Source organism: Paraburkholderia lebeckiae (genome assembly GCF_050436325.1).
Taxonomy (GTDB): Bacteria; Pseudomonadota; Gammaproteobacteria; order Burkholderiales; family Burkholderiaceae; genus Paraburkholderia; species Paraburkholderia tuberum.
Genome location: NZ_JBNDLZ010000002.1, coordinates 2,866,740 through 2,886,066, shown reverse-complemented (window position 1 = coordinate 2,886,066; position 19,327 = coordinate 2,866,740). Strand labels below are relative to the sequence as shown.

15 protein-coding genes and 1 pseudogene are annotated in these 19,327 nt (G+C 64.6%); 9 read left to right on the top strand and 7 right to left on the bottom strand.

Translation table 11 applies throughout. From position 1 onward, the window contains the following. Window positions 1-11 precede the first annotated feature (11 nt). The 5 genes from OKW44_RS16475 to OKW44_RS16455 all read right to left on the bottom strand — a co-directional run bounded on the left by OKW44_RS16475 (window position 12) and on the right by OKW44_RS16455 (window position 5,431). Complete coding sequence (locus OKW44_RS16475; RefSeq protein ID WP_018423283.1) at window positions 12-812, bottom strand: hypothetical protein; 801 nt, start codon at window positions 810-812, stop codon at window positions 12-14. A gap of 182 nt (window positions 813-994) precedes the next feature. Continuing rightward, the gene (locus OKW44_RS16470) at window positions 995-1,864 is read right to left on the bottom strand and encodes an ABC transporter permease (protein ID WP_018423284.1); all 870 of its coding nucleotides are present in this window, start codon (window positions 1,862-1,864) and stop codon (window positions 995-997) included. Between the two features lie 26 nt (window positions 1,865-1,890). Beyond that, entirely contained in the window at window positions 1,891-2,712 is an 822-nt protein-coding gene (locus tag OKW44_RS16465) for an ABC transporter ATP-binding protein (RefSeq protein WP_063713727.1), read from the bottom strand. A 77-nt stretch (window positions 2,713-2,789) separates the two neighbouring features. Further along, the gene (locus OKW44_RS16460; RefSeq protein WP_018423286.1) at window positions 2,790-3,797 is read right to left on the bottom strand and encodes an ABC transporter substrate-binding protein; all 1,008 of its coding nucleotides are present in this window, start codon (window positions 3,795-3,797) and stop codon (window positions 2,790-2,792) included. 206 nt (window positions 3,798-4,003) lie between these two features. Continuing rightward, window positions 4,004-5,431 (bottom strand): substrate-binding domain-containing protein, encoded by a 1,428-nt coding sequence (locus tag OKW44_RS16455; protein ID WP_018423287.1) that lies wholly within the window; start codon window positions 5,429-5,431, stop codon window positions 4,004-4,006. Window positions 5,432-5,950: 519 nt separating this feature from the next. Between OKW44_RS16455 and OKW44_RS16450 the strand changes: the two genes are divergently transcribed. From OKW44_RS16450 to OKW44_RS16415, 8 genes and pseudogenes are all read left to right on the top strand, one after another. Continuing rightward, a complete protein-coding gene (locus tag OKW44_RS16450; protein ID WP_239499220.1) occupies window positions 5,951-7,147 on the top strand; it encodes a PstS family phosphate ABC transporter substrate-binding protein in 1,197 nt (398 codons plus the stop codon). A 92-nt stretch (window positions 7,148-7,239) separates the two neighbouring features. After that, entirely contained in the window at window positions 7,240-7,704 is a 465-nt protein-coding gene (locus tag OKW44_RS16445; protein WP_018423290.1) for a hypothetical protein, read from the top strand. A 198-nt stretch (window positions 7,705-7,902) separates the two neighbouring features. Then, window positions 7,903-9,003, top strand: coding sequence for a PstS family phosphate ABC transporter substrate-binding protein (locus tag OKW44_RS16440; RefSeq protein WP_018423291.1), 1,101 nt, complete (start codon window positions 7,903-7,905; stop codon window positions 9,001-9,003). A 181-nt stretch (window positions 9,004-9,184) separates the two neighbouring features. Next, window positions 9,185-9,730, top strand: coding sequence for a hypothetical protein (locus tag OKW44_RS16435; protein WP_018423292.1), 546 nt, complete (start codon window positions 9,185-9,187; stop codon window positions 9,728-9,730). A gap of 98 nt (window positions 9,731-9,828) precedes the next feature. Beyond that, window positions 9,829-10,926, top strand: a complete 1,098-nt coding sequence (locus OKW44_RS16430) for a YncE family protein (RefSeq protein ID WP_018423293.1) — start codon at window positions 9,829-9,831, stop codon at window positions 10,924-10,926. Window positions 10,927-11,043: 117 nt separating this feature from the next. Next, window positions 11,044-11,349, top strand: a pseudogene (locus tag OKW44_RS16425) (citrate-proton symporter); the annotation flags it as partial. Window positions 11,350-11,571: 222 nt separating this feature from the next. After that, on the top strand, window positions 11,572-12,870 hold the full coding sequence (locus OKW44_RS16420; protein ID WP_018423295.1) for an ATP citrate lyase citrate-binding domain-containing protein: 1,299 nt from the start codon (window positions 11,572-11,574) through the stop codon (window positions 12,868-12,870). Window positions 12,871-12,880: 10 nt separating this feature from the next. Then, the gene (locus OKW44_RS16415) at window positions 12,881-15,580 is read left to right on the top strand and encodes a CoA-binding protein (protein WP_026226314.1); all 2,700 of its coding nucleotides are present in this window, start codon (window positions 12,881-12,883) and stop codon (window positions 15,578-15,580) included. Between the two features lie 716 nt (window positions 15,581-16,296). On the opposite strand, the gene OKW44_RS16410 is transcribed toward OKW44_RS16415, so the two are convergent. Together OKW44_RS16410 and OKW44_RS16405 are read right to left on the bottom strand one after the other, a co-directional pair. Beyond that, window positions 16,297-17,682, bottom strand: coding sequence for a sensor histidine kinase (locus tag OKW44_RS16410; RefSeq protein ID WP_018423297.1), 1,386 nt, complete (start codon window positions 17,680-17,682; stop codon window positions 16,297-16,299). After that, window positions 17,669-18,352 carry a response regulator transcription factor gene (locus OKW44_RS16405; protein ID WP_018423298.1) on the bottom strand — a complete coding sequence of 228 codons (684 nt, stop codon included), beginning with the start codon at window positions 18,350-18,352 and terminating at the stop codon, window positions 17,669-17,671. Before OKW44_RS16405 ends, OKW44_RS16410 begins: the two co-directional genes overlap by 14 nt. Window positions 18,353-18,514: 162 nt before the next feature. Here OKW44_RS16405 and OKW44_RS16400 point away from each other — a divergent pair, with 162 nt between their 5' ends. Then, window positions 18,515-19,192, top strand: coding sequence for a response regulator transcription factor (locus OKW44_RS16400; protein ID WP_018423299.1), 678 nt, complete (start codon window positions 18,515-18,517; stop codon window positions 19,190-19,192). The last annotated feature ends 135 nt before the right edge of the window (window positions 19,193-19,327 follow it).

Genomic DNA, 19,327 nt, shown 5'->3' with positions numbered 1-19,327 from the left:
GCGGGCGCGAGTCACAGGTCGAGCTGATAACCGACGTAATAGGAGAAGCGATTAGTGTCGCTCACGTGAGTGAGGCCGCGCCCGGCGGAGAACAGGATGCGGTCGTGCTCCGTCAGCCCGTAGGTGCCGCCGAGGTTGAAGCCAATCGCCGACGGATCGTCCTTGGTCGCCACCCCGGTGTAGAAGACCTCGCCGCCAAGCTGAAGTCGTTCGCCGAACTTGCGCAGGACGGCCCAACCGCCGGTCCAGTAACCCTTCTGTCCCGCATGGCGGTTGACGACGTATCCACCACCGCCGAACGTCGTCCAGTTACCGATCGTCTTCTGCGCCCACAGCGGTAGCAGCACGTGCGCGTGGCCGTCACCGAGGCTCAGGTGGTCGTTGCCGGACGGCAGTGTGACGCTCGGCGCGAACGCGACCTGCGGACGCCAGCCCGCCTCGTCCTCGGTGATGAAGCGGTACTTCGCGCCCAGTTCGGTATCACCGAATCCGTAACGGGTGCGATCTCCGGTTTCGTGCATGAACGCCATGCCGACCGTCGCGGTGATCTGCAGGTTCTCCAGCAATCCGTAGTTGATCTCGAGACCCGGCAGCGTGCCGCTGTGACTGCCGGCGCGCACGGTGCCCGACGCGGCGGCATCGATCTCGAAATGCCCCCGTTCGACGGGTTCCGGATCGTCGGTCACGAACGGCGGGCCGGCAAGCGCGCCATGGCAAACCAGGCATGCGCCGAAGGCGAGCGCCGCCTTGACGAATCGCGCATGATACGGGGCGCGGTACGCGGCCGACTCCGGATGACGGGTGGACGACATGAGGCCGATTCTCCTGATCGAAGGGTGGCCGGCGCTGCGTGCGAGCGCCCGGCATGAGGCACGAGCGGGATGGGTCAGGACGGTTGGGGCGGGCAGATGCGCGGCGACGCGTGGCCGGCCGGCGCGAACTGCGGATGCCGCGCCGGTCCGTCAGACACGCGGACCGGCGCGGCGCGCGGGGATCAGTGGCCCGCATCGGAGAACTGCGGCGGGCGCCATTTCAGGAGCTTGTTCTCGAGCTGCGTGAGCACGAACTCCGCACCCAGCGCGACGACGGCGAGCACGATCATCGCGGCGAACACGCCGGCCGCGTTGAACGCGCCCTGCGCGGTCGAGATCAGCAGCCCGATCCCTTGCTTCGAGCCGAGAAATTCACCGACCACGGCACCCACCAAGGCGAACCCGAAGCTCACGTGCAGGCTCGCCAGGATCCAGCTCATCGCGGCCGGCAGCACGACCGTCAGCGTCACGGCGTGCTTCGAGGCGCCCAGGATGTGCGCGTTCGCGATCAGGTTGCGGTCCGCCTCGCGCACGCCCTGGAACGCGTTCGAGAACACCACGAAGAACACCATGACGAAGGCCAGCGCGACCTTGGACGCCATGCCGAGCCCCAGCGCGATGATGAACACCGAGCCGAGCACCACACGCGGGATCGAGTTCGCGATCTTGATGTAGAGGCTGAAAACGTCGGCGAGCAGCTTGTTGCGGCCCAGTACGATCCCGGCGAACACGCCTGCCACGCTGCCGATCAGGAAGCCGAGCCCGGTTTCCTCCAGCGTCACCAGCACTTGCACCCAGAGCGGGCCTTGCGAGGTTCCCTCGGTGAGCCACTGCCAGATCTGCACGGCGATCAGCGAAGGCGTCGAGAAGAAGAAAGGATCGATCCAGCCCACGCGCCCGGCGAGTTCCCATCCGCCCAGCGTGACGACCAGCACCGCGAGCCGCAGCACATACACCAGCGTCTGGCGCCGACGTATGCTTGCCTGGGCCCGCACTTCCACCTGCCGCAGTTCGATCTCGTTCGATGCGGCTCCTGTCATCGGGATATTCATGCTTTCCTCAATGCGCCCCTGGGCGCTCAGATGTGGACCTCGTCGCGAAGATCGTTCCAGATCTGCCGCGACAGTTCGATAAAGCGGGGGGAATAGCGTGATTCCGCGACGTCGCGCGGGCGCGGCAGGTCGATTTCATACGACGTCTTGACGGTCGCCGGTCCCGACGTCAGCACGAATACCTTGTCCGCGAGCGCGATGGCCTCCTCGATGTCGTGCGTGACGAACACCACCGATGCGCCATTCACGCTCCACAGATGCAGCAACTCGTCCTGCATCAGCATGCGTGTCTGGACGTCGAGCGCCGAGAACGGCTCGTCCATCAGCAGAATCTCGGGTTCATTGATGAAGGTCTGAGCCAGCGCCACGCGCTTGCGCATGCCGCCGGAGAGCTGGTGCGGATAGTGGCGTTCGAAACGAACCAGACCGACGCGGCGAATCCATTCCATCGCGCGCTCGTACGCCTGCGCCTTGTTCTCGCCGCGGTACAGCGGACCGGCCGCGATGTTATCGAGCACGCTCTTCCATGGGAACACCGCGTCGGACTGGAACACGAAGCCGATGCGGCGATCGATGCCGGTGACCGGATTGCCCCAGATCCTGACCGCGCCGGCGCTCGGCGTGGCAAGGCCCGTGATCAGGCTGAGCGTGGTGGATTTGCCGCAGCCGGTCGGGCCGACGACGGCGCAGAACTCGCCCTTCGCGACGCGCATGCTGAAGTTCTGCAGCGCCATGATCGCTTTACCCTCCGGGCTGACGAAGCGGCGGCTGACGCGGTCGAGTTCGATCGCCGGAACGTCGTTCGACGCAGCGGCGGGATACGGCATGGTTGCCTGGGAGGCTGTCATTGGATTGCCACCTTTAGGAGACTGGATTCGACGAAACGCCCGCGACGGCTCGCTGCCGGGCCGTCACGCAGGCACGGCTACTTGACCTGCGCGGCGTTGACGAACTCGGTGGTGAAGGTCTTCGACAGGTCGATCTTGTGCCCCATCACAGCTCTATCAAACGACCCGAGCACCTTGAGCACGGTGGGCGGCCCCGATTCCGGCATGCGGCCGTCGGCGATGAACGACACCTTGCCGTTGGCCAGCGCCTTCATGTACGACGCGCGGTCCCCAGCGTAGTAGTCGGCGGGCATCTGGGCGGTAATCTCCTCCGCGCTGTGCGTATTGATGTAGCGCAGCGTCTTGACGAACGCGTTCGTGAGTTTCTGCACCGTCGCCTTGTGCGACTGTACCCAGTCGTTCTGCATGTACAGACTGGCCGCCGGGTACAGGCCGCCGAGCCACTTCTGCGTGCTCTCGGGCGAGCGCAGATCGACCAGGACCAGTGCGTCACCGGTATTGACGAGGCGCGAGACCGTCGGTTCGGTGGTCATGCCGCCGTCGATCTTGCCCTGCTTGAGCGCGGCGATGAACGTGTTGCCCGCGCCAACGGGCAGCGCCGTCATCTCCGACGTCTTCACGCCGTGCGACACGCCGAGGTATTGGGTTAGGAAGTTGGTCGACGAGCCAAGCCCGGTGACGCCAAGCGTCAAGCCGCGGAAGTCGGCGGGCGACTTTACCTTGCCGGCGAGCTTCGACGAGATCAATTCGACTTCGCCAGGCGTGTGGCTGAACTGTACGACGGACTCGATGTACTTGCCTTTCGACTGCAGGTCGATCGTGTGGTCGTAGAAGCCAACGACGCCCTGCACTGTGCCGGCGACCAGTTCGTTCTCGGCATCGACGCCCGCTGCCTCGTTGATGAGTTCGACGTCGAGGCCCTGCTCCTTGAAATAGCCGAGCCGCTCGGCGAGCTTGGCCGGCAGATAGATCTGCTTTTCCATGCCGCCGACCATCAGGGTGAGCTTCTCGGCAGCATGCGCAGCCGGAACCAGGGTGCCGAGCATCAGCGCGCCAGCGGCGATGCGCAGGACAGTGTGTTTCATGGGATGTCTCCTCCGGTTTCGATAGGTATGGCGTGCCGTTTTCCACATGGCGTTCGCGTCGCGTCCCGGATCAGGGACGGGTGGGCTCACGGAACGGTTTGAGTTATACGGGGCAACCTTAAAGTCAGGCTGAACGGAAAATGAATCTCCATTCAGGGACCGCCGGCACCGCACGCGCCGCGCGCCGTGACCGTTCCGCGCGGCGCCTACCTTAGCTTCGCCAGCTCTTCGCGCGCTTCCACCGCGCTCAGCGGGAAGTACGCCGAATAGCGCACCGGCTCCTGGCCGTCGCGGCTCAGGATGTAGCGCAGGAACGCTTTCACCGGCGGCGTCAGCGGACGGTTCAGGCGGATGTACATGTAGCGTGTGAGTGGATACTTGCCGCTCGCCGCATTCTCGGCATCGAGCGCATAGAACGGCTCGCCGTCCCGGCGCGCCACCGCCAGCGTCTTGAGTCCGGGGCCGCCTTCCTCGAGTCCGCCAAAGCCGATCGCGCCCGGATTCCCTGCGATCGCGCGCGCAGTGTCGTCGATCGATCCCTCGTGGACAGCGCTGTTCCACGCTCCGCCTGCCAGCACCATGACCTGCATCGACATCGCGTTCGGCGCGACGTGCGGCGGGATGTAGATCGTGATCGGACGGTCGGCCCACTCGCCGGTCAGGCCAAGCTGGCCCCACCGCGTGATACCCGGGTTCTGCCGCAGGATCGACGCCAGTTGCGCCAGCGTGACGCCGTTGAGCGGATTGTCCGGATGCACGAAGATCGCCTGGGCCGTGGTCCGTTGCGGCGTGTTGAAACCGCCACGCGCGACGCGGATTTCGAGTGGCGCCGCGTGACGGATTTGCATACAGGCAGCCCGTTCGTCCGGCCAGAGTTCGCGGCCCATCGGCGCCATCGCGGTGTCGCCCGCGAGCAGCGCGTGAAACCCGTTCAACGTGCCGAGGTGTTCCCATCGATCGCCCTTGCGCACGGCGGGCTGTACGTGCGTGAAGCCGTCGATCCACGTGTCCATCAGCGACTTCATCCCGTCGCTGCCGACGCTGTCGATCTCGCCGTGCAGGCCGGCCACGGGACGATAGACGGCCAGTTGCGCGTCAAGCGGCGGCAGGAAGCCGTCGAGCTTCGCGCGTTCACGCGCGGCCTGCGCGCCGGTGAGCGGCGCAAAGCGTTTCTGCGCGGCGACGATCGCCTGACCCTCGTCGCTCAGCGCAAACGCCACGAACGCCTTGACCTTGGGCGGCAGCGGCGCGCCGGGACGCCGGTTCACGGCGAGATAGGCCGCCTGCCCGTCGAGGCTCGCGACGCGAACGAACAGCGGCGACTTCATCATGTCGCCTGCGAACTGGTGCGCGTACGGCTGCAGTTCCGTCTGTAACGGCTCACGCGCGAGCGGTGCGATATCGGCGTCGCCGAACATGAGCGCGCCGAATGCGGTCGCACTGCCGGCGTGCCGCCAATGCGGCCCGCGATGGATCCCCGGCTGGCGTCGCTCGAAGGCGGCCAGCCACGCGTCGAGCAGCGGCCCCATCGCGTCGTCCCCGACGCTGCTGAGCGTTCCGCTCAGGTTCGGGAGCGATCGATAGGCCGGCAAGCCTGCAACGGTATCGGCCGCCTGCGCAATGCACGGCGGCATGAGTGCCAGACAGGCCGCAAGCAGGAGGCCGGCTCCGGTACGACGAGGACGCGCCGCGGGCGCGCATGCATCCTGCGAGCGCAATGGCCGGGACCAGCACGACAGGGGCGGCATCGATGACGATGCGCGCCGCAATGGAGAATCGAAAACAGGCACGGGGGTCTCCTGCCGGATGTGGAAAATGGCGCGCAGCGGGCCGGCTTCCGGTCAGGAACGCGGCCCCGCCATCGCGCCCGGAGAAGCTGCCCCGACGGTACGGCGGCACGCTGAAGCCAACCTGAATCGATGCTAAAAATTCGTTCATGCTCGGCAGGGGCGTTCCATGAACGGATTTTCAGAATGTCTTCAGATTGCGTTCATCCGGCGACACTATCGTTGGACGCATGGCATGGGCGTTGCGCCGTTCGCCGCATCTCGCGCAGGCCGGCGCGATCACCGCGTTTCAACTTTCGCGCCGCCTGCCTCAAAATGGAGCGGCAGTGGAATCACGCGCGCTTTGAACAAAGGAGGAGACATCTCGTGAATCGAAACCAACCCCGTTGCGGGACGAACCGGCGCATGCCGCGCCGCCGTTCGGCTCGCCTGATCATTGCCACTGCCGCGGCGTCGGTCTGGGCGGTGGGCGCCGCGGGTGCCGACACCCCATCCACGCCGATGGTCGAGTGGGTTGTGCCCGCGCTCAAGACGGTGGCGCCGCAAACCAAGGAACAAGCCGATGATGGGATGAAGGTCGGACGCGCGCTGGCCGAGCCGGAAATCCTGCAGCCGCGCCTCGACGCGGCCCTGCCCGACTACCAGCCCCGCACCGACCTCAAGCTCGCCGGCACGTTCAGGGGCGCGGCTTCCGACGTGCTGCCGTCGCTCGTCAACCGCTGGATCGAAGGCTTCAGGCAGTATTACCCGAACGTCGACATCCGCATTTCCCCACCGTACGCGGGCAGCCTCGGCGCGAAGGAGCTGGTCAAGGAGAAGCTCGACTTCGTGTTCGTCTCGCGCGAGCTCAAGCCGGACGACGTCACCGACTTCAAGGCGAAGTTCGGCTACGGCCCGCTCAGCGTACCGATTTCCGGGGGCTCGTACCGGCATTTCGGCTTCCTGGACGCGATCGGCTTCTTCGTCAACAAGGACAACCCGCTGGAAAAGCTCAGCTACGACCAGATCGACGCGCTCTACTCGCGCACGCACCTGCGCGGCGGCAAGCCGATCAAGACCTGGGGCGACCTCGGTCTCACCGGGGAATGGGCGGACAAGCCGGTGCACGTCTACGCGATCACGCCGTGGAACGGGTTCGAGGAGTTCATCCGGCAACGCGTGCTGAGCGCCAACGGTCAACGCGGCGAGTGGCGCGACGACATCCATTACGACAAGCTCGTGTTCCCGCTCGCGAAAGACGTGGCCGACGATCGCTACGGCATCGGATTCTCGGGCATCGCCTATATCGACGCGCCCGTGAAGATGCTGCCGCTTGCCGCATCGGACAACGGTCCGTACGTCGCGCCGACGTACGAGAACGTCGCGCTGGCGACCTATCCGCTGAGCCGGCTGATCTATTTCAACACCAACAAGGCGCCCGGCAAGCCGCTCGATCCGGCCATCGCCGAGTTCCTCCGCTACGTGCTGAGCAAGCAGGGCCAGCAAGCCGTGATCGATCACGCGATGTACGTGCCGCTGCGCGCGCAGCAAGCGGATAGCTCGCGCGCGATGCTCGCCAACTGACCACGCGCCGCTCGTCTCCCCCTCGCCGGCCCGGCGCCGCGTGCCGGTCCCGCGCATTCCCGCCGGGCGGCGCCGATTCCTGGAGTGTCCACATGCACCGACCCATCCGCGCCGCCACGGCGGCGCTTTTGCTCGCCTCGGCCGCGTCTGCACACGCCGCCACGACCGCCGCGCCCTACGCGCAGCAACTCGTCGATGCCACGCTGGCCGCGCATCCCGAGCTGACGATCCTCGCGCTGCACGTCACCCCGCCGACAGGAAGCGACAACGTCATCATCGCGTCGAACATCGGCCGTATCGGCAAGTCCGCCGATGCCGACGACCTGGCCGTGCTCGACAGCGGCCAGCCCCGCGTCGAGGTGACGAAAACCGGCGATCTGTCGGTCGAGCTGCCGATGCGCGACGCCAACGGCAAGACGATCGGCGTTATCGGCTCGACATTCCGCTACGCGCCGGGCGTCGATCGCAACATGATCGTGCGCCGGGCCGAGCAGGTGCGCGACGAGCTGGCCGGAAGCACGCCATCGCTCGCGGCGCTGTTTCAACCCAGGCACTGACTGGCGTCGTCTGTCTGAAAATCTATTAAGGATACCTTCAGGTCGGGTTCAGCTTCATGGCCCACCATCGTGGCAAGGCGAAAGCATCGCCGATGCACGACGCGCGTCGGCCGGGCCGACCCACCCCGATACGCAGCACGCAACGAATCGTCCCGCCGAGGGCGAACTCACGAGTACCTCTTCAATCAGGAGACGCACATGAAACAGACGCAGAGGGTTGGCGGGTTGCGCAGGTCTGCGGCGGCATCGGCCGCGGCAGTGATCGGCATCGCGGCGCTGGGCGCGCTGACGTCGCCGCCGGCATTCGCCCTGAAGTACGCGGCCGTCGAGCATCATCTCAAGGTCGACCCGTCGATACCGATCTGGCATCCGGGCGAAGTACAGTCCGTGCCGGAGGAAGACCTGCGTCTCGTCGGCGCTGACGTAATGGATGAAATCACGCTGGGGTGGATCAAGATGTATCGCAAGGCCTATCCGCGCCTGAGCGTCACCATGGAAGCCAAGGCGTCCGGTGCCGGCGGCCCGGCGCTGACCAACGGCACGGCGGACCTGGCGCCGGTCGGGCGCGAATTGCTGCCGGCCGAGGAGCAAGCCTTCGTCGACAAGTTCGGCTACAAGCCGTTCGCCATTCGCGTCGCGACAGGCAGTGTCGGGTCGCTCGGCAAGACGGCGACGTCGGTCGTGCTGGTCGACAAGGACAATCCGATCAAGGGATTGACGATGGCCCAGCTCGACGCGATCTATTCGAAGACGCGCAATCGCGGCCACGCCGAGATCACCACGTGGGGCGACGTGGGGCTCGGCGGCGAATGGGCCGACCGGCCGATTCACCTCTACGGCCTCAAGCCGGTCAACGGCATCGAATACTTCCTGAAGCTGAACCTGCTGGAAGGCGGCGAATACAAGGACAACATCCAGTTCGTCAAGGGCAAGGGCTTCACGCATGCGTTCACGGTGGCCGCCGAGGACATGGCGACGCATCCGGGCGGGCTCACGTACGCACTGCTGGCCAACGTCACGCCGAACGTGAAGGTCGTGCCGCTGGCAGCCAGCGAAGGCGGACCGTTCCTCGCGCCGACACTGCAGAACGTGTACACGCACAAGTATCCGCTCTCGCGCTATGTGTACATCTTCGTCAACAAGAAGCCCGGCGAGCCGCTGCAGCCGAAGATCAAGGAATTCCTGAAACTGGTATTGAGCCGCGAGGGACAGGACGTGGTCGCGAAAGAAGGCGTCTATATCCCGTTGACACCGGCCGTCGTTAAGGAAGAGCTGGCGAAGCTCGATCAGGCGGAGTGACCATGCGACGCGCGAACGCGCAACCGGCGCCAGTCGCCGTGACGGCAACGGTCGTTGCGACGGCCTCCCAATTTCAGGCTGAATTTGCGTTCAGATCGCGTTAACGCTCGTTCAAGGTGGCGAGCCTACACTCGACTCGCACCTGCTTCCATGACGCCCATCGGGCAAAGAGAGGAGACACATGAAGATCCTGACCAAGACCCTGCTCGCCGCGACGCTCGGCCTCCTGTCGGCTTCCGCGCTGTATGCGGTTGACACCGCAGTCGCCGCGCCCGAGCCGCACGCCAGGAACTGGACGCCGCCGAGCGCGAAGATCTTTGCTCAGAAACTGTCCGAGCAAATCATGCAACAGCATCCCGAGTTACTCAGCGTGACTTTGCACGGCGTTCCTCCGGGTATGCAGGATGCCTACACGATGTTCGCCGGTTCCTACCTCGAACGCATCGGCAATGCCGACGATCCGGACGACATCGACATCTCGAAAAAGGGCATCACGATCGTCGACCCGCGCTGGCATCGTCCCAATGACACGGTCAAGAAGTTCGTGATGATGCTGCCGCTGCGCGACGCGAGCGGCCAGAACGTCGGCGAGATCGTGCTCGCGTACAAGAACGACGGCGCCAATGCAAAGGGCGAGACCGCCTTCTTCCTCGCATCGACGGGCCTGCGTGACGCGTTGCAGAAGCAGATCCCGAGCTACGCCGCGTTGTTCGAGCCCGCGAAGTAGCCGCGCGCACGGCCCGCCGTTCACTTGCAATGCCTCGTCCCCGGCGCGCCGGGGACGAGGCTGTATTCAACGAGCCATCCCCATTCAGGAGTCTGACCATGCGTTTGCGAATTTCCGCGATCGTATCTCTGACGACGCTCGCGGCCCTGTGTGCGACGCTGCCGCACACTGCCTACGCGGCGGCGCCCTCGGTCGATGCAGCCAGCCCGGCGGGCGCACCTCTGCGGCTGATCGGCAGCACGGCGCTGCCGGACTACAAAGGCGATTTCGACCACTTCGCCGCCGACGTTGACGGCGGGCGGCTGTTCCTCGCCGGAGAAGACGGCGCCACGCTCGAAGTATTCGATCTCGGCAGCGGCAAGCATCTGCGCACGGTCAAGGGTTTCGACCAGCCCCACGCCATCTTGTACCTGCCGGACCTGAACCGTCTGATCGTCACCGACAGCGGCGCCGGCATGACGCGCATCGTCGACGGAACGAGCTATCGCGTCATCGGTTCGATCCAGCTCACCGTCGGTGCGGACTCGATGCGCTACGACCCGTCGCGCCGTCACATGTACATTGTCACGGGCGGCAAAAACGCCGAGCCGAAGATGACGCAGACGATCGTCTCGGAGGTCGATCCGCGCACGGGCAGCCACGTCGGCGACGTGCATTTCGACACCGACTTTACCGAAGCGATGGCGGCCGAGCAGCGCGGCCACCATCTCTTCGTCAACGTGACGGGCAAGAGCACGCTTGCCGTCGTCGACAAGGCAACGCGCCAGGTGATTGCGAACTGGCCTATCCATGGCGCGGAACTGAATGCGCCGATGGCATTCGACGAGACCCATCGACGCCTGTTTGTCGGCACGCGCAAGCCGTTCAAGCTGCTTGTGCTCAATGCCGCGAACGGCAACACGATCGCGACGTTCGACGCGCCCCAGCGCACGAACGAAGTGATCTTCGACGAAGTCAACCAACGCATCTACATGGCCGGCGACGACTATCTTGGCGTGATCCAGCAGAAGGATCCCGGCCATTACGAGGAAATCGCACGCGTGCCGACGGCCAAGGGCGCCAAGACGGCGCTTCTGGTGCCTGCACGCCACTGCCTGTATGTCGCGGTCTCGCCTGGCGAATCAGGCGCTGGCGGAAGGCTGCTGCGCTTCGATGTGTTGCCGGGCACTGGCGTGAAGACGCCTGCCGGAATGTAAGTGCTTGCCACAGCTCGTCTAAATCCCAGGGCTCCACATCCGCGGGTGAAACCACTATTGCGTAGCTGACTGTTTCTTGGCGCGGCAGGGACCTGAGAAACGCACTCGGACACTGTGCGGATGCTCGCGGTGCTGCTGTGGTTGTCGTTCTTTTTCGGGATGTATAACGGCGCGATGGTCGCGGCTCTGACTGAAGTCATGCCGGTCAACGTGCGCGTCGCTGGTTTCTCGCTCGCTTTCAGCCTTGCAACCGCCGTCTTTGGCGGATTTACTCCCGCCGTGTCGACCTGTCTCATTCAAGTGACCGGCGACAAGGCGGCGCCCGGTTATTGGTTGAGTTTCGCGGCCGTATGTGGCCTCGTTGCGACGCTTGTGCTCTATCGACGAGGCGGTGCAGCGGAGCGATCGGCGACCGTCGCCTGACGGGTCGCGCAAGGCACGCATCTCGTCGCGTGGCCCGCAGAGCGGCCGGACCAAAATGCCTATGCGCCCCGCGCCGAATGATTCGGTTCCAACAGCCTTTGCTCGCGGATCGCCGCGTCCCGGCGAACCGGCATCTCACGACTGGGTTCACCGCTGTCCGCCCGCAACGTGCTGTTTTGTAAGCAGGCGAAGTGCATTGCTTAAACTTCAGGAGACATTTCCATGCAAATCACCGGTATGTTGCACGGCGCGCGCCTGCTGCAATTCGTCGGATTTCCGGCCAGCGAAATCCTCGGCCCGGGCGCCAGCGAAGAGGAAGTCAAGGCGCTGATCGACCGTCATCGCCAGATCTTCATCAAGCCCGTCTTCAAGGGCGGAGTCGGCAAGAAAGGCAAGGCAGGTTTGCTTGGCCGCGCGACCGACCTGAAGACCGCGCTCGCGGAAAAGGAGCGGCTCTACTTCGCCGGGCATGCCGTCGGCCACATCAAGGCGAAGGCGAATGGCGTCACGTTCGAAGCCGGTGTGCCGGCCACGCACGAAGTCTACTTCTCGATCACGGATTCCACCCGTTTTCGCGCACCGACCATGACGCTCTCGCACATGGGCGGCATGGACATCGAAGAGGTCGACCCGAAGCAGGTGGCGATGGTGCCATTCGATGCGCTGACCGGGCTGAAGGCGTTCGTCGTAGCGAATGCACTGAGCGAGATCGGCGCGCCGAAGGAGATCATTTCGCCGCTCGTGCAGCAGTTGCCGAAACTCTGGGAACTCTTTCACGACTTCGGCATGACGACGCTCGAGTTGAACCCGATCCGCATGCGCGAGGACAAGAACGGACGACTCACACCCGTCGCCTGCGACTTCAAGTGCGGCTTCGATCGCGACGATCCGCGCTGGGCGCGGCTTGGCCTGCCGCCTCATCTGTTCGCCGCCGATTACTCGGATTTTGAGCAGGAGATCAACCAGCTTCGCACCCATCAGGGCCAGAGCGATGTGTACGTCATCAACGAGAAGGGAACGATCCTCGCCCCGACCTTCGGCGGCGGCGCCAACTCGCTCGTCACCGAAATGCTGGGCGACGCCGCGATCATCTCGTCGGATTTCGGCGGCAATCCGCCTTACGCGAAGATGAAGGAAGTGGCGCGCATCTGTTTCAGGCACTGGCTCGAACAGGCGAACGTGCTCTTCATCATTGGCGGCAAGTCCAATAACACGGACATCTACGAGACGCTGCGCGCGATGGCCGACGCTCTGCGCGAGCACTTCAGCGAGCACGGAGCGACACCGCTTTATGTCGTGCTGGGCCGGGGAGGTCCGAACCTCGTGCGCGGCATGTCGGCGCTGAGGGACACATGCGACTCGCTGGGCCTGCCCTACCGGCTGTTCGGCTTCGACTCTGACATCAGCGAAGTGATCCAGTACGCACGCCAGGCGGACGCCTGGATGCGCGCCGGCGGCCGCACCGGGATCGCAGCAAGGATTGGCGCGTCACCGAGGCAAACCGGAACGGCTCATGCCTGAGGAGATCGACATGTACAAGCAAGGCAGCAATACGTTCAGGTACTTCGTTGGCGTCAACTCACTCGCACAGATCGCCACGCGCGAGGATCGCGTGTGCGTGCTCAACATCCTGGGCGGTGAATCGTCGGACGTGACGCCCGTGAGTCACGCATTCTCGGGCGGTAACGTCGTATTCGGCACCGCGCCGGGCAAGGGCGGGCAAGTGCTCGCGACGCCGGCCGGCGATATCCCCGTGTACAACAACGTCCGTGAGGGGCTGCAGGCGGGACACCGGTTCAACTGCGGCGTCGTTTACCTGCCGCCGTCCGCGGCCCGCGACGGCGTCGCTGAACTGATTCGCGTGAATCCCGAGTTGCGGAAGATTTTCATCATCACCGAGAAGATCGCGGTCCACGACGCCCGCGAAATCCGCGCGATGGGCCAGCAGGCGGGCATCGACATCTTCGGCGCGAACGGCCTCGGCGTCGCCGATTCGTGGAATCGCGTGAGGATCGGCGGAGCGCTCGGCGGCGACAATCCTGACGATTCGTTGCGCAAGGGCTCGATCGCGATCTTCTCCAACTCCGGTGGCTTCAGCACGACGATTGCGCAATACCTGCGCATGGGTGGCTGGGGCACGTCGACGGTCATCTCGAGCGGCAAGGACGTCTACATCCACTATGCCGCGCCGGAATTCGCGTTCGCACTCGCCAACGATGCGCGCAGCAAGGCTGCGGTGCTTTACTGCGAACCGGGTGGCTACTACGAGGCCGATGCGGTCTTCACGAAGCCAGTCGTCGCGTGCGTCGTGGGACGGTGGAAGAGCCGCCTCACGCGGGCAGTCGGCCACGCCGGCGCGATGGCCGGCGGCAACGACGATGCGCAAGCCAAGGAACGCTGGTTCATGCAGAAGTTCGGCGTCGAGCGCCTCTTCACGCCGGATGATCCATGCTGCTCGACGAAGGGTGCCGTGGTGACGAACATCGCGCACATCCCGGCCGCGCTGAGCGCCGTGATGCGCGCCAACGCGACGATGCCCGATTTCGAGCCGGAGGGCAGTCTCGCCCTCAAGCCGTGGTTTGGCTCCGATCAGGGCATCGCGCTGCCGGACGGCCTCGCGATTCCGGTCGTGGAAGCTGTTGCGCCGTATAACGAGCAGGTCCATCAGGTCAATCGACAGATCGGCGTAATCGCTCCGCGCCAGACGCTCAAGGACGCTTCGGGCGCGTCGCAGATGGACGCGAAGACACAGGTGAGCAGCCTGCACGGCGCGTCGATGCTCGACGCGGCGACGCATTCGCTCGAAGCGAACGTCAGCCTTGCCCTGCTTCACGAGTTCGGCGGAGAAAACGACGAGAAGCTCGTCGATGTGGCGATCGCTGCGTCCGTCAATCTGCACGGAACGCCGGAACTCGCGGCAGCGCAAGCCGCACGCGAGGCCGGCAATGCACCCAACGCCATTCTGGCCGCCGCGGCCTCGATCATCGGGCCGAATCGTCAGCGCGCGGCGCGGGATGCCGCGAAATGGATGATCGAACGCTTCTCGGCAGCGGGCCTTACGAGTGCGCTCGACGAGAACTTTGACATCGCCCGGATCGACGTAAGCGGCTGCGAGCCGCTCTTTACCGACACGCGCGATCTGCGCGCCGAAGCGATGCTCGCGGGACTCGCCGAGCGCGGCGCGAAATCGGCGTTCGTCCGCTGGCTGACGTCGCAGCCCGCTCACCCGACCGGCGACGCGGTGCTGGCCGCGATCACGACGACGCTGGCGTGGGGCCCGCTCATGCGCAAGCGCATCTCGCGCGTGACCGCCGAAAGCCTGCCCTGGTGGAGCATGCTGTTCGGGACGCTGATCGGTGCATCGGCCGATGCGTCGCGGCATGGCCCGGACGGTTTCTGCGGCTTCTCCACCGACGAATTGCTGAACGAGCGCAGTCTCACCGAAATCGGCTTCGCCGCGCTGCTCAACCGGAAGCCGGGTCCGGACGACCTGTTCGCCTTCAAAACGCTCGTCGGCCTGCTGCTCACCAACGGTCCGGGCGCGATCTCCGCGCAGGGGGCGAAAGGCGCGGTATCCGCCGACGGTCCGGAAAGCCCCGAGCGCGTGCAGCTCAACAAGGCGCTGGTCGGCTTTCTCTCGCATACCGGCTACACGCATGGCGGGAACGGGTACGAGGGTATCGCGTTCCTGATCGAAGCGTTCAGGGACAGCGGTCTTGCCGATCCGTCCGACCCCGCGCACGGCGTGGACCTGCGCTCGCTGGCCGAGCGCTCGGTTGAGCGCTATGCGCAGTACAAGGCCCGACAGAAGCATGCCGGCAGCCTCGATATCGCGAAGCTGCCGGGCGTGAACCATCCCGTCTTCAAGGACAGACCGGTCAACCACGACCCGCGCGAAGTGTTCATCGCGGAACTGTGCGGGAAGCGTGGGGAATACAACGTGTTCCATGCGTACTACCGCGAGCTGGTGCAGGCGTTGTTCGACGCAGGTGTCTCGCGCAACGTCTATTGCGTCAATGTCGATGCCGTGATCGCGGCGCTGCTGCTGAAGATGCTGTGGCAGCCGCTGCGACGCGGTGAATTGAGCGAGTCCGATCTGGAGACCGCCGCGTTCACGATCTTCCTTTATCCGCGCATGCTCGGCTGCGCGGCGGAAATCGACGATCACCTCAACCGCGGACGCAACATGGACACCCGAACGCCCGCGTCCCAGTGCCGCTTCGTGGCCTGAGCGCGAGTCTTACCGGCGCGGGGCAAGGCAACCACGTGGCTGCTGTGCTTTAGGGCAGTTGCGGGCTTTCGCCCGCGTCCATTGATAACCAGCGGACATCGATCGTTCCGAAGACGACTTTCGCTCGAAATGCCACAGGCGGATTGCGTGCTCGAGCTTGTCCATGGGGCGGCTCAGAGCCGACCACAAGATCTTGACCGCATCGGTAGCCTTCCGGAAGCCACCCAACTATACGACGGCTCGAAACGCCTGCAAATCATTCAGGTCGAAGTTGACGCCCACAGGCCATCCTCTGCGTAGTACAGCGGCTGTTGTGCATGATCCTGGCCAAAGTGGCCATCGGGACCGACGTTGGAGAGCGCCGACAATTGCTGCTGGACCGAATTGCGAACGTCCGTATTCGGCGCCTGTCGTCCACTTTCGCCACTGGCACGAGACATTCACCAATGCTGATTTCACGTCGGACGCAGGCTATGAAGCGGCTGCGCGGCGATGACACCCATCATCCTCGGTAGCAATCCTTCGCAGCGCACTTCCCGCCGAATTCCAGATTGCGCGCTCTGGCGTGTGACGGTTAGGGTGAGCGTGTGCATGGGGCGCCAATCCGAGCGTTTTTTCGCGCAAGGCTCTATGTAACAAAAAACAGTACGCGGAGCAGAAACTTAGGCCCGCCGAGAACCTTACGGAGCGAGGTCAATGCACCGGCAGGTTATCGATCATCGGCTATCCGCAATATGACGTTGGGTACGTTGGGCGGGTTTGAACAGGCTGATCTCGCAACCAACGTTCGTGTCGTGGAACGCCAGCATCATGCCGTGCATGCCGGCTACGGCGGTGGCAAGACTGAGCCCCAGGCCGCTGCCGGGCGTATGACGGCTCGCCTCTCCACGATAAAAACGGCGCAGGACGGCATCGCGCTCGGTCGGTGCGATGCCTGGTCCATCGTCCTTGACCGTCACGCCGGCCCCTCTTGTGTCATGCCACAGCGTGATACGCACGGCTCCGCCATGCGGTGCGAACTTGACGGCATTCTCCACCAGATTCGCCAGTGCCTCGAACAGCAGATTCGGATCGCCCTGGATCTCCAGCGGCCCGGACACGGTGCGCTGCAGTTCGAATGCAATCTGCTTGTCTTCGGCGGTCGGCTCGTAGAATTCGAACACGTCGTCGGCCACCGCGGCCAGATCGACGCTGGTGAAGCCGGCGCGGCGCACGCCGCTTTCGATTTCCGAAATGCGCAGCAGTGCGTTGAAAGTGCGTAGCAGGCCGCTGGTTTCCACGATGGTTTCATCAATGGCCGCGCGATACTCTGCCTCGGTTCTGGCGCGCCGTTGGGCACGTTCGAGTCCGCCGAGCACCCGCGTGAGCGGCGTGCGCAGATCGTGCGCAATCGCATCGCACACGCCTTTGACCTCGTTCATCAGGCGCTCGATTTCGTCGAGCATCCCGTTCACGACGCCGACCAGGCGATCCACGTCGTCGCGTTTCGAATGCACCGGCAAACGCCTGCCGAGATTGCCGGCGACGATTTCCTCGATCGACGCGGTCACCGCATCGAGCCGCCGCATCGCCGAAATGCCAATCAGCGTCGCCCCGATCAGGCCGATCACGAGCGTGATCATCGCGGTGGAGAGCAGCGCATGCAGCAGTTCGTCGTCGAAGTGATCGAGCTCGAGGGTGTTCTGGCATTGCAAAGCGATGCGGTTATCGGGCACGTGCGCGGCGATGCATCGGCCAGGCGGGTGGCCCGGCAGATTTGCGAGACGCATCGAAAACGGCTTGCCAAAGACGGGGATGGCCGGCAGATCGCCCGGATAGCCGCCGGCAAGATGTTTGCCGCTGGCTTCGAACAGGCCGAACGGGCGCTGGCGGCGCGGATCGAACTGGTTCTGATGTTCGAATCGCGCGACCAGTTCGTCCGGCGCTTCGTGTTTCAATTGTGCGTGCTCGCGAATCAGCCAGTCGTCGATGCGCTCCTGTTCGAAGCCGGTGATCTCGCGGTACAGGTAACCGAACAGCAGCATCGCGATCACGCCGAACAGCACCAGGAACAGCGTGGCGAGGCGAAAGCCGGTGGTGCGGTGCAGTTCAGTCAGGCGCATGTAGCATGTACCCCGAACCGCGCACGGTATCGATCATCGGAGCCGTCCCGTCCGGGTCGAGCTTCTTCCTGAGACGGCTGATGTGCACGTCGATCACGTTGGTCCGCTCGTCGAGCCGGTAGTCCCATACCGCTTCGAACAGCATGGTGCGGCTCACCACCTGGCCCTGGTGCTGCATCAGGTATTCGAGCAGCCGGTACTCGCGCGGCAGCAGCGGTACCGGGCGGCCGGCGCAGGTCACTTCGCGTTTGAGCGGGTCCAGACGCAACGGGCCGACCTGGTACTCCTGCACAGCGGGCGCCGCCTCACGACGGCGCATCAACGCATCGAGCCGCGCGGTCAGTTCGATGAACTCGAACGGCTTGGTCAGATAGTCGTCGCCGCCGGCGCGCAAACCGCGCACACGTTCGTCGACCGCGGACAGCGCGCTCAGGATCAGCACCGGCGTGAGCACGCCGGCGCTGCGCAACGCCGACAGCATGCCGAGCCCTTCGAGGCCGCCCGGCAACATGCGATCGAGTACGATGGCGTCGTAACTGTTGGCGACCGCGAGCATCAAACCGTCGCGGCCGGTGCTCGCGGTTTCGACGCGGCAGCCGTGATCGGTGAGCGCTTCAACTATCTCTGCGAGAGTCTGCTCGTCGTCCTCGACGACCAATACGTTCGACATGCCTTTTTCCAGAAATGAGCGAGCGTCGAACCTGCGCTAGCCGGCCGATTTACACTAGGCTCGTACCTATGATGTCAGCAGTATGCCGCGCGAAGCTGCACAGGCGTTTCGCGCCAACATGAAAAAATTTTAATGTAAGCCCCTTAACGTAAGCCGCAGCGTATGCGAATCCTGCTGATCGAAGACGATACGCGCGCCAGCCAATTCCTGGCGCGTGGCCTGAGCGAGAGCGGTCTGATTGTCGACACGGTGGCCGACGGCGCGACCGGGCTCGCCTATGCGCGCGAGGGCATCTACGACGTGATTGTGACTGATCGGCGCTTGCCGGCGCTCGACGGCCTGGCTCTCGTCCAGCAGTTGCGCGCCGGCGGGGATACGACGCCGGTGCTGATGCTGTCGGCGGTCGGCGGCCTGAACGAACGCGTGGAGGCGATTCGCGCAGGCTGCGACGACTATCTCGTGAAGCCATATGCGTTCGTCGAAGCGCTGGCCAGAATCGAGGCGCTGGCGCGGCGCGCCGATCGCAGCAGGATGAGCGAGCGGCTCGAATGCGCGGATCTGGTACTCGACACGCGGGCGCGGACCGCAAACCGCGGCGGTCGTGATCTGCGCCTGCAGCACCGCGAATTCCTTTTGCTCGAATGTTTGGTGCGCCGCGAGGGGCAGGTCGTGACACGCAGCATGCTGCTCGAGGCGGCCTGGAATTACGATTTCGAGCCGCGCGGCAACATCATCGATATGCACATGCATCGGCTGCGGGCAAAGGTGGACCGCGACTTCCCGCTGGCGCTGATTCATACCGTGGTCGGCGCGGGATACGTGCTGAACCCGGCGCCCTGACACGCGCGGAACGCCCTGCAAGCCCCGGCTCGGCGCGCCGACGCGGCATGTTGCGCCGCATTAAATTTTTTTAATTAATGGGCGAAAGCGCCGACAGGACCCGCTGGCTAATCTGGCGACACTTCTAGTTGCCGG

Bases quoted from the DNA above. Each gene is read 5' to 3' on its own strand.
- OKW44_RS16475 (WP_018423283.1), bottom strand. From the start codon at position 812: ATGTCGTCCACCCGTCATCCGGAGTCGGCCGCGTACCGCGCCCCGTAT.
- OKW44_RS16470 (WP_018423284.1), bottom strand. From the start codon at position 1,864: ATGAATATCCCGATGACAGGAGCCGCATCGAACGAGATCGAACTGCGG.
- OKW44_RS16465 (WP_063713727.1), bottom strand. From the start codon at position 2,712: ATGACAGCCTCCCAGGCAACCATGCCGTATCCCGCCGCTGCGTCGAAC.
- OKW44_RS16460 (WP_018423286.1), bottom strand. From the start codon at position 3,797: ATGAAACACACTGTCCTGCGCATCGCCGCTGGCGCGCTGATGCTCGGC.
- OKW44_RS16455 (WP_018423287.1), bottom strand. From the start codon at position 5,431: ATGCCGCCGTGCATTGCGCAGGCGGCCGATACCGTTGCAGGCTTGCCG.
- OKW44_RS16445 (WP_018423290.1), top strand. From the start codon at position 7,240: ATGCACCGACCCATCCGCGCCGCCACGGCGGCGCTTTTGCTCGCCTCG.
- OKW44_RS16440 (WP_018423291.1), top strand. From the start codon at position 7,903: ATGAAACAGACGCAGAGGGTTGGCGGGTTGCGCAGGTCTGCGGCGGCA.
- OKW44_RS16435 (WP_018423292.1), top strand. From the start codon at position 9,185: ATGAAGATCCTGACCAAGACCCTGCTCGCCGCGACGCTCGGCCTCCTG.
- OKW44_RS16430 (WP_018423293.1), top strand. From the start codon at position 9,829: ATGCGTTTGCGAATTTCCGCGATCGTATCTCTGACGACGCTCGCGGCC.
- OKW44_RS16420 (WP_018423295.1), top strand. From the start codon at position 11,572: ATGCAAATCACCGGTATGTTGCACGGCGCGCGCCTGCTGCAATTCGTC.
- OKW44_RS16415 (WP_026226314.1), top strand. From the start codon at position 12,881: ATGTACAAGCAAGGCAGCAATACGTTCAGGTACTTCGTTGGCGTCAAC.
- OKW44_RS16410 (WP_018423297.1), bottom strand. From the start codon at position 17,682: ATGCGCCTGACTGAACTGCACCGCACCACCGGCTTTCGCCTCGCCACG.
- OKW44_RS16405 (WP_018423298.1), bottom strand. From the start codon at position 18,352: ATGTCGAACGTATTGGTCGTCGAGGACGACGAGCAGACTCTCGCAGAG.
- OKW44_RS16400 (WP_018423299.1), top strand. From the start codon at position 18,515: ATGCGAATCCTGCTGATCGAAGACGATACGCGCGCCAGCCAATTCCTG.